Here is a 9,093-nt window from a genome sequence, read left to right on the forward strand (position 1 = left end):
GCGTCACTCGCCCCTGTAGACGGGGGCGCGCTTCTCCTTGAACGCCTTCGAGCCCTCCTTGGCGTCCTCGGAGCCGATGACGGGCCAGCCGATCTCGTCGGAGATCTTGAGGGCCTCCTCCTCCGAGAGGTGCTCGGTCTCGCGGTAGGTGCGCAGGATGGCCTGGACGGCGAGGGGGCCGCACTCGGCGATCTGGTCGGCGAGCTCGCGGGCGGCGGCGAGGGCGGTGCCGTCCGGGACGATCTTGTTGATGAGGCCCATGTCGAGGGCCTCCTTGGGGGAGACCGAGCGGGCGGTGAGCAGGATGTCCATCGCGTTCGCGTAGCCGATCTGGCGGGGGAGCCGGATGGCGCAGCCGCCCATCGGGAACAGGCCGCGCTTGGCCTCGTACAGGCCGAGGGTGGCGCCCTCGGCGACGACGCGCAGGTCGGTGCCCGCGAGGAGTTCGGTGCCGCCGGCGACGGCCCAGCCCTCGATGGCGCAGATGAGCGGCTTGGTGGGGCGTCCCTCGCGGAGCAGGCCCTTCCAGTGGAAGTTCTCGATCCGGGCCATCCGCTCGCGGATCTCGGGGTCGTCCGGCTGCCGCCCCATCGCCTTCAGGTCGGCGCCCGCGCAGAACGTCCCCTCGGCGCCGGTGAGGATCCCGACCCGTACTTCGGGTGTGTCGGACATGTACTGCCAGGCCTCCGCGAGCCCCACCAGCATCTCTGAGCTGAACGCGTTGCGCGCCTCCGGACGGTTCATCGTGACGATGACGACGTGACCGTCGCGCTCGACGGTGCAGTGCTCGGTGCTGATCGGCAGCCGTTCCACGGCGGTCCCCTCCTGCAGGCTAAGAAACGAGAACAGATTCTAGTAAGAGTCTTCCCCGGCCGGTAGGTCTTGCTCTGCAAAACGAGAACGTGATCTACTTTGGCAGTCGGGCGCCGGAGTGTGACGGCGCTCACCCGTGCTCACGGAGGGAGACCCGATGGGAGCGTTGGGCTTTTGGCGGTTGGCGCAGGCCGATCCCGAATGGGTGGCCGCCGTCGACCCGGACGGGACGCGGTACACCGCGGGCGACCTGCTCGCGCGCTCGAACCGGCTCGTCCACGGGCTGCGCGGTCTCGGCCTGAAGACGGGCGACGGGATCTGCGGGCTCGTTCCGAACGGCGTCGAGGGGCTCGTGCTCTACCTCGCCGCATTGCAGGCCGGCTGGTACTACACGCCGATCAACTGGCACCTCACGGGCCCGGAGATCGGCTACATCGTCGAGGACAGCGAAGCGAAGGCGTTCTTCGTCCACGAGCGGTACGCGAAGGAGGGCGTGCGCGCGGGCGAGGCCATCGAGGCGCACCGGCGGTTCGCGTTCGGCGAGGTCGAGGGGTTCCGGTCGTACGCGGAGCTGGTCGACGGGCAGCCGGACACCCTGCCGGACGATCGCAGCAACGGCGCGACGATGCACTACACGTCCGGGACGACCGGACGGCCCAAGGGCGTGAAGCGCGCGCTGATGGGGATCGACCCGGACGACAGCGCGGAGCTGATGACGTTCCTGCTCGGCCTGTTCGGCATCCCGCCGGGACGCCCGGCGGGCGGCGAGGACCAGGCGCACCTGATCACGTCGCCGAACTACCACACCGCCGTCACCCAGTTCGGCGGGACGGCGCTGCACATGGGGCACACGCTCGTCTACACGGACAAGTGGGACGCCGAGGACTGCCTGCGGCTCGTCCAGGAGTACCGCGTCACCAACACGCACATGGTGCCGACGCACTTCAAGCGGCTGCTGGCCCTGCCGGAGGACGTCCGGAACCGGTACGACGTGTCGTCGATGAAGTGGGCGATCCACGCGGCGGCCCCCTGCCCGGTGCCGATCAAGCAGCAGATGCTCGAGTGGTGGGGCGACTGCATCTGGGAGTACTACGCGGCGACCGAGGGCGGCGGGACGATCGCGAGCCCCGCGGACTGGCGCGCGCACCCCGGGACGGTCGGGAACGCGTGGCCGATCAGCGAGCTGCTCATCGTGGACGACGACGGCGAGCCCGTCCCGCCGGGGACGCACGGCACGATCTACATGAAGATGGCCGGTGCGGACTTCGAGTACAAGGGCGACAAGGAGAAGACGCAGAAGGACCGGCTCAAGGACTTCTTCACCGTCGGGGACATCGGCTACCTCACCGAGGACGGCTTCCTGTTCCTGTCCGACCGCAAGGCCGACATGATCATCTCGGGCGGCGCGAACATCTACCCCGCCGAGATCGAGAACGAGATCACCATGCACCCCAAGGTCGCGGACGTCGCCGTGTTCGGCATCCCCGACGACGAGTGGGGCGAGCAGATCAAGGCGGTCGTGGAGCCCGCCGCGGGCGTCGAGCCGGGCCCGGATCTGGCGGCCGAGATCCTCGCGTCCCTGGAGGGCCGGCTCGCGAAGATGAAGTGGCCGAAGTCGATCGACTTCATCGAGACGATGCCGCGCGAGCCGAACGGCAAGCTGCTCAAGCGCAAGCTCAGGGACCCGTACTGGAAGGACCGTGAGAGTGCCATCTGACGTGAACCACGTCGTCGAGTTCCCCGGCGGCTACACCCGCTCGGTCGGCCCGGTCATCGGGCGGTTCCTGAGCGAGCTGCGGGACGGCCGGCTGGTCGGGGTCCGGACGGGCGGGGGCCGCGTGCTCGTGCCGCCGACCGAGTACGACCCCGACACCGGCGACGACGTCACGGACGAGTTCGTCGAGGTCGGGCCCGTCGGGACCGTCACCACCTGGTCGTGGGTGGCGCACCCGGCGAAGGAGCACCCGTTCGACCGTCCGTTCGCGTGGGCGCTGATCCGCCCGGACGGCGCCGACACCGCGCTCGTCCACGCGCTGGACGTCGGCGTGTTCGACGCGGGCGCGGAGCCGCCGAAGTTCCTGAAGACGGGGATGCGGGTGCGGCCGAAGTGGCGGGCGGAACGCACCGGCACGATCGGCGACATCGAGTGCTTCCTGCCCGAGGTCACGATGATCAACCCGCAGGCGAGGCTGGAGTACCGGCTGAGCGGCGGGCGGGCGCTGCGCCGGTACCTGGAGGGCATGTCGCGGGGCCGCATCCTCGGCAACCGGTGCCCGGTGTGCGAGGCGGTCATCGTCCCGATGAAGGAGACGTGCCCGCGCGATGGCGTGCCGATGACCGAGGAGGTCGAGCTGCCTGACGTCGGCACGCTGACCACGTACGCGGTCAACAACATCCCCGACCCGCGGGCGCCCGAGGTGCCGTTCGTGTCCGGTTACGTCCTGCTGGACGGCGCGGGCGTCCCGATCCTGACGCTGGTCGCCGGCATCCCCGCCGACCAGGTCCGGATGGGCATGCGCGTCAAGGCCGAGTGGCGGCCCCGCGAGGAGTGGGACGCGAGCGTGCACAACATCAAGTGGTTCGCGCCCATCGACGAGCCGGACGTCCCCTTCGACGAGATCAAGGACTACCTCTGATGCGAGAAGTGGCCGTCGTCGCCTTCACGCAGAGCGAGCACAGCGGCGAGGACCAGGGGCTGCTGGAGACCGAGATCCTCGCCCCGGTGATCGGCGCGATCAAGGAGCGGACCGGCCTGACCCGGTTCGGGTTCACCTGCTCGGGGTCGTGCGACTACCTGCAGGGCGCCCCGTTCGCGTTCGTGTCGGCGCTGGACACGGTCGGCGCGTGGCCGCCGATCTCCGAGAGCCACGTCGAGATGGACGGCGCGTGGGCGCTGTACGAGGCGTGGGTGAAGCTGCAGATCGGCGAGGTCGACACCGCGCTGGTGTACGGGTTCGGGAAGTCGACGCAGAACGACATCCGCGCGATCTTCACGCAGCAGCACGACCCGTACTACCTGGCGCCGCTCGGCGTCGACCACGTGTCGCTCGCCGCCATGCAGGCCCGCGCGTACATGGAGAGGTCGGGCGCCAAGGAGGACGACCTGCGCGCGGTCGCGGCGCGGTCCCGGGCGGCCGGACGCGGCAACCCGTTCGCCCTCGACCTGCCCGACCCCGCGGACGGCGCCGGCTACGACGTCGCGCCGCTGCGCGAGCACGACGTCGCACCGCTGACGGACGGCGCCGCGGCGATCGTCCTCGCGGCCGGCGACAAGGCCCGCGAGCTGTGCGAACGTCCCGCGTGGATCACCGGGTTCGACCACCGCGTCGAGCCGCACTCGCCGGGCGCCCGCGACCTGACCCGTTCGGAGTCGACGCGGATCGCGGGGGAGAAGGCCGGCGCGGCGGGCGTGGACGTCGCGGAGCTGCACGCCCAGTTCAGCCACGAGGAGCTGATCCTGCGCGAGGCCCTCGGGCTCGGCGACGGCGTCACCGTCAACCCGTCCGGCGGGGCGCTCGCGGCGAACCCGCTGATGGCGGCGGGCCTCATCCGGATCGGCGAGGCCGCGGCCCGGATCCACGACGGGACGGCGGCGCGGACGCTCGGGCACGCGTCGTCCGGCCCCTGCCTGCAGCAGAACCTCGTGTGCGTGATGTCGGGAGAGAAGTAATGGCCAACTCCTGTGCGGTCATCGGCGTCGGGCAGACGCAGTACAAGACCAAACGCCTGGACGTGTCGATCGCGGGGCTGCTGCGCGAGGCGGCCCGGCGGGCGCTCGACGACGCGGGGCTGACGTGGCGGGACATCGACGCGATCGTCGTCGGCAAGGCCCCCGACCTGTTCGAGGGCGTCGTGATGCCGGAGGTGTTCCTCGCGGACGCGCTGGGCGCCGCGGGCAAGCCGCTGATCCGGGTGCACACGGCCGGTTCGGTCGGCGGGTCCACCGCGATCGTCGCGGCGAACCTCGTCCGCAGCGGCGTCCACGACCGGGTGCTCACGCTGGCGTGGGAGAAGCAGTCGGAGTCGAACGCGACGTGGGCGCTGACGGTGAACTCGCCGTTCACGACGTCGCTGGTGGTGGGCGCGGGCGGCTACTTCGCCCCGCACATCCGCGCCTACATCCGCCGGTCGGGCGCGCCCGAGCACATCGGGCACCTCGTCGCCGTCAAGGACCGCGAGAACGCGCTGCGCAACCCGTACGCGCACCTGAAGATTCCCGGCATCTCCCGCGAGATGGTCGAGTCGACGCCGATGCTGTGGGAGCCGATCCGCTACCTCGACACGTGCCCGTCGTCGGACGGGGCGTGCGCGATGGTGCTCGCGTCCGAGGAGGCCGCGAAGAAGGCGCCCGGCAAGCCCGCGTGGGTGCAGGCGGCGGCGATGCGTTCGGAGCCGATGACGTTCTCCGGCCGCGACAACGTCAGCCCGCAGGCCGGCAAGGACTGCGCCGCCGACGTGTACAGGCAGGCCGGGATCGCCGACCCGCGCCGCGAGCTCGACTGCGCCGAGGTGTACGTCCCGTTCTCCTGGTACGAGCCGATGTGGCTGGAGAACCTCGGGTTCTGCGGCGACGGCGAGGGCTGGAAGGTCACCGAGTCGGGCGCGACGGCCTTCGACGGCGACATCCCGTGGAACCCGTCCGGCGGCGTCCTGTCGTCCAACCCGATCGGCGCGTCCGGGATGATCCGCTTCGCGGAGGCCGCGATGCAGGTCAGCGACCGGGCCGGCGACTACCAGGTGGACGGCGCCCGGCGCGCCCTCGGGCACGCCTACGGCGGCGGCGCCCAGTTCTACGCGATGTGGATCGTCGGCAGCGAGAAGCCGTGAACCTCCCGTCCCTCCCCACCTCAACCCCCCTTCGGAGGGTGTCCGATGGAGTACAACCACGCTGACCTGTTCGAAGGAGTCGCGGACGCGATCGGGGACCGGACCGCGCTGGTGTGCGGCGACCGGCGGCTCACCTACGCCGAGCTGGACGAGCACGCCAACCGGCTCGCGCACCACCTGGCGGCGGCCGGGGTCGAACCCGGGCAGCACGTCGCCGTCCAGCTCTACAACGGCGTCGAGTACGCGGCGGCGCTGCTGGCCGCGCTGAAGATCCGCGCGGTGCCGATCAACGTCAACTACCGGTACGTCGAGGCCGAGCTCCGCTACCTCTACCAGGACTCCGACAGCGTCGCCCTGCTGTACGACGTGGAGTTCGAGGAGCGGGTCGCGGCGGTCGTCCCCGAGGTCCCGAGGCTGCGGCACCTCGTCGCCGTGGGCGGGGCCCCGGCGATCGCGGGCGCCGTCCGGTACGAGGACGCGGTCCGGGACGCCGACGGCGGGCGCGGGTTCCCGCCGCGCTCGTCCGACGACACCTACATCGTCTACACGGGCGGCACCACGGGGATGCCGAAGGGCGTCATGTGGTCCACCGAGCAGATGCTGTTCGCGTTCTGGAACCCGACGTTCCCGCGCCCGGAGCGGCCCGAGGACGTCGTGGAGCTGGCGCGCAACGGCGGCCCGATGGTGATGATGCCGATCGCGCCGCTCATGCACGGCGCCGCGCAGATGGCCACGTGGATCGCGTGGTTCATGGGCGCGACGCTCGTCTACACGCGCAAGTTCGACGCGGCCGAGGTGTGGCGGACGATCGAGCGCGAGAAGGTCAACTCCCTCACCGTCACCGGGGACGCGATGGCGATCCCGATGGCGGACGAACTCGCCCGCGGGGGATACGACACCTCGTCCCTGCTGGCGTTCGTCTCGACGGGGGCGATCCTCACCGGGACCGTCCGGGAGCGGATCCAGGAGCTCCTCCCGAACAGCATGATCCTCGACCGTTTCGGCTCGACCGAATCGGGGTCGACGGCGGAGGCGGTGGCGGGGTCGTCGCCGGAGAAGGGGCTGCGGTTCGCGCCGGACGTGGAGAACGTGACGGTCCTCGACGACGCGCTCCGGCCCGTCCGTCCCGGTTCGGGCGTCATCGGGCAGGTAGCGCGCAGCGGGTACATCGCGCACGGCTACTACAACGACCCGGAGAAGACCGCGCGGACGTTCCCCGTCGTGGACGGCCGCCGCTGGCTGCTCACCGGCGACATGGCGACGGTGGAGGAGGACGGCTCGATCGCCGTGTTCGGGCGCGGGTCGCAGGCGATCAACACCGGCGGCGAGAAGGTGTTCCCGGAGGAGGTCGAGGCCGTCCTCAAGGGGCACCCGGCGGTGTACGACGCGGTCGTGACGGGCATCCCGGACGAGCGCTGGGGGAACCGCGTCGCGGCCGTGGTGCAGCCGTCCGGGGACGCCCCGGCACCGGACGATCTGGACGCGCACTGCCGCCGCGAGCTGTCGGGCTACAAGGTGCCGCGGACGTACGCGTTCGTGAAGGAGATGAAGCGCTCGCCGGCGGGGAAGGCGGACTACCGCTGGGCGAAGCAGGTCGCGGAGGAGGCCCGCTGACGCCGTGCGGGCCTCGATACGGGTCGGCCCCGAGCCTTTGTGAGGTTCGGGGCCATGCCTGGACCCACTGTTAGCGGGCCTAACAAAAACCATGATAGGGCCGCCCGGATACTGGTTCCGGCGTCCGTGACCATGACCTGACCCACACGCCTGGCGCCCGCGGCCGTACGCCCGCGCCTCGGCCCGCGAGGTCGCCCCGGCCGCCGCGTCGGCCCGCCCGCTAAACTCTCCGAACGCTCCAGACGCGAGATGACGGAGGTGGGTCGTGGCGACCCCCGAACGCGGGCGGCCGGCGGACGGGCGGGCGGCCAGACTGGCGGCGGAACTGCGGCGCACCACCATGTACACCGTCCTGCTGCACCACGCGGCGGCGGCCAAGTCGGGGATGAACGTCACGGACGCGCAGTGCGTCAACGCGCTCGCCCTCGGCGGCCCGCAGACGCCCGGCGGCCTCGCCGAGCTGATGGGCATCACGACGGGCGGCGCCATCACCGCCGTCATCGACCGGCTGGAGAAGTCCGGGCACGTCCGCCGCACCCGCGACCCCGACGACCGGCGCCGCGTGATCGTCGAACTGGTCCCCGGCGCCGCGGAGCGCACCGGACGGTACTTCGAGCCGATGTCCCGGCGGTTCCGCGAGCGGCTCGCGGGCTGCACGGACGAGCAGATCGACTTCCTCCTCGCCTGGTTCGGCGACACGAACGCCGCGATGCCCGCCGTCATCGACGAGATCCGCCGCATGCCCTGACCGGGGCCGGGGCGCCGCACACGCCCGGGAACGCCCGCCGAACCGTACGTTCCGGCGGCGCGCGCCCGTCCGGAATGAGATCATTCCGGGCATGCGCGCACGACGGGACGGTCGCTGACCGTGGAGCCACTGCGACCCGAGGACCCCGCCGAGATCGGCGGCTACCCGCTGCTCGCGCGCCTCGGCGCGGGCGGCATGGGCCAGGTGTACCTCGGCCTCACCGGCGCGGGCCGGCACATCGCCGTCAAGGTGATCCGCGACGGCTTCGACGCGCCGGAGGCCCTCGCCCGGTTCCGCCGCGAGGTCGCGACGGTCGAGCGCGTCCGCAGCCGCTTCGCCGCCCAGATGGTCGGCGCGGGGCTGGACGCGCCGCCTTACTGGCTCGCGACCGAGTACGTTCCCGGCCCGACGCTGCGGCAGGCCGTCGCCGGGCAGGGGCCGCTGCCACCCGGCACGTGCCTGCGGCTGCTCGCCGCCCTCGCGCACGGGCTCCTGGAGATCCACCGGCAGGGCGTCCAGCACCGCGACCTCAAGCCCGGCAACGTGATCCTCGCCCCGGACGGCCCGCGCCTCATCGACTTCGGCATCGCGCGCGGCGAGGACCAGACGCAGATCACCCGGACCGGCGCGTGGAACGGCACCCCCGGCTACGTCGCGCCCGAGGTGGTCCGCGAGCAGGAGCCGCTGCCCGCCTCCGACGTGTTCGCGCTCGCCGGGACCGTCGCCTACGCCGCCACCGGGCGCCCGCCCTTCGGCGGCGGCCGCATTGAGGCGATCATCCACCGGACGCTCAGCGGCGAGATCGACGTCGACGGGGTCGATCCGCACCTCGCCGAGCTCATCGGCCTGGGTGCGCGCAAGGACCCCGGCGCCCGCATCTCCCTGGAGGAACTCCTCCACCGGACGGCGTCGCACGGGGCGCTCGCCGACGACCCCGACTACCGGCGGATCGTCGGCACCCCCGCGCCGCTCCCGTCCGACGTCGCCGACGCGGTCGCGACCGGCCTGGTCCCGCCCGAGCGCACGACCACGCTGCGCGGCCGGCCCAGGTCGGGCTCGCGCGCCGCCGCCGTCGCGGCGTCCGCCCGGCC

At 72.0% G+C, this 9,093-nt stretch carries 8 protein-coding genes; 7 read left to right on the forward strand and 1 reads right to left on the reverse strand.

Annotated elements, in window-relative coordinates:
- Positions 1-3: 3 nt before the first annotated feature.
- On the reverse strand, positions 4-813 hold the full coding sequence (locus ACFQ11_RS13990) for a crotonase/enoyl-CoA hydratase family protein (protein WP_378298721.1): 810 nt from the start codon (positions 811-813) through the stop codon (positions 4-6).
- Positions 814-970: 157 nt separating this feature from the next.
- On the opposite strand from ACFQ11_RS13990, the gene ACFQ11_RS13995 reads away from it, so the two are divergent.
- From ACFQ11_RS13995 to ACFQ11_RS14025, 7 genes are all read left to right on the forward strand, one after another.
- Positions 971-2,530, forward strand: coding sequence for an acyl-CoA synthetase (locus ACFQ11_RS13995; RefSeq protein WP_378298722.1), 1,560 nt, complete (start codon positions 971-973; stop codon positions 2,528-2,530).
- Positions 2,520-3,449 carry a Zn-ribbon domain-containing OB-fold protein gene (locus tag ACFQ11_RS14000; RefSeq protein WP_378298723.1) on the forward strand — a complete coding sequence of 310 codons (930 nt, stop codon included), beginning with the start codon at positions 2,520-2,522 and terminating at the stop codon, positions 3,447-3,449. Before ACFQ11_RS13995 ends, ACFQ11_RS14000 begins: the two co-directional genes overlap by 11 nt.
- Positions 3,449-4,483 carry a thiolase domain-containing protein gene (locus tag ACFQ11_RS14005; RefSeq protein ID WP_378298724.1) on the forward strand — a complete coding sequence of 345 codons (1,035 nt, stop codon included), beginning with the start codon at positions 3,449-3,451 and terminating at the stop codon, positions 4,481-4,483. Before ACFQ11_RS14000 ends, ACFQ11_RS14005 begins: the two co-directional genes overlap by 1 nt.
- Positions 4,483-5,640, forward strand: coding sequence for a thiolase domain-containing protein (locus ACFQ11_RS14010; protein ID WP_378298725.1), 1,158 nt, complete (start codon positions 4,483-4,485; stop codon positions 5,638-5,640). Before ACFQ11_RS14005 ends, ACFQ11_RS14010 begins: the two co-directional genes overlap by 1 nt.
- A 45-nt stretch (positions 5,641-5,685) precedes the next feature.
- Entirely contained in the window at positions 5,686-7,254 is a 1,569-nt protein-coding gene (locus ACFQ11_RS14015; RefSeq protein WP_378298726.1) for an acyl-CoA synthetase, read from the forward strand.
- A 265-nt stretch (positions 7,255-7,519) separates the two neighbouring features.
- A complete protein-coding gene (locus ACFQ11_RS14020) occupies positions 7,520-8,002 on the forward strand; it encodes a MarR family winged helix-turn-helix transcriptional regulator (protein ID WP_378298727.1) in 483 nt (160 codons plus the stop codon).
- A gap of 120 nt (positions 8,003-8,122) precedes the next feature.
- The coding region (locus ACFQ11_RS14025) for a serine/threonine-protein kinase (protein WP_378298728.1) at positions 8,123-9,093 on the forward strand (971 nt) is incomplete at its 3' end.

The organism is Actinomadura sediminis, assembly GCF_042675525.1.
Lineage (GTDB): Bacteria > Actinomycetota > Actinomycetes > Streptosporangiales > Streptosporangiaceae > Spirillospora > Spirillospora sediminis.

What these genes read in the sequence shown, in the direction of transcription:
- ACFQ11_RS13995 (WP_378298722.1), top strand. Translation starts at nt 971, where the DNA reads ATGGGAGCGTTGGGCTTTTGGCGGTTGGCGCAGGCCGATCCCGAATGG.
- ACFQ11_RS14005 (WP_378298724.1), top strand. Translation starts at nt 3,449, where the DNA reads ATGCGAGAAGTGGCCGTCGTCGCCTTCACGCAGAGCGAGCACAGCGGC.
- ACFQ11_RS14010 (WP_378298725.1), top strand. Translation starts at nt 4,483, where the DNA reads ATGGCCAACTCCTGTGCGGTCATCGGCGTCGGGCAGACGCAGTACAAG.
- ACFQ11_RS14015 (WP_378298726.1), top strand. Translation starts at nt 5,686, where the DNA reads ATGGAGTACAACCACGCTGACCTGTTCGAAGGAGTCGCGGACGCGATC.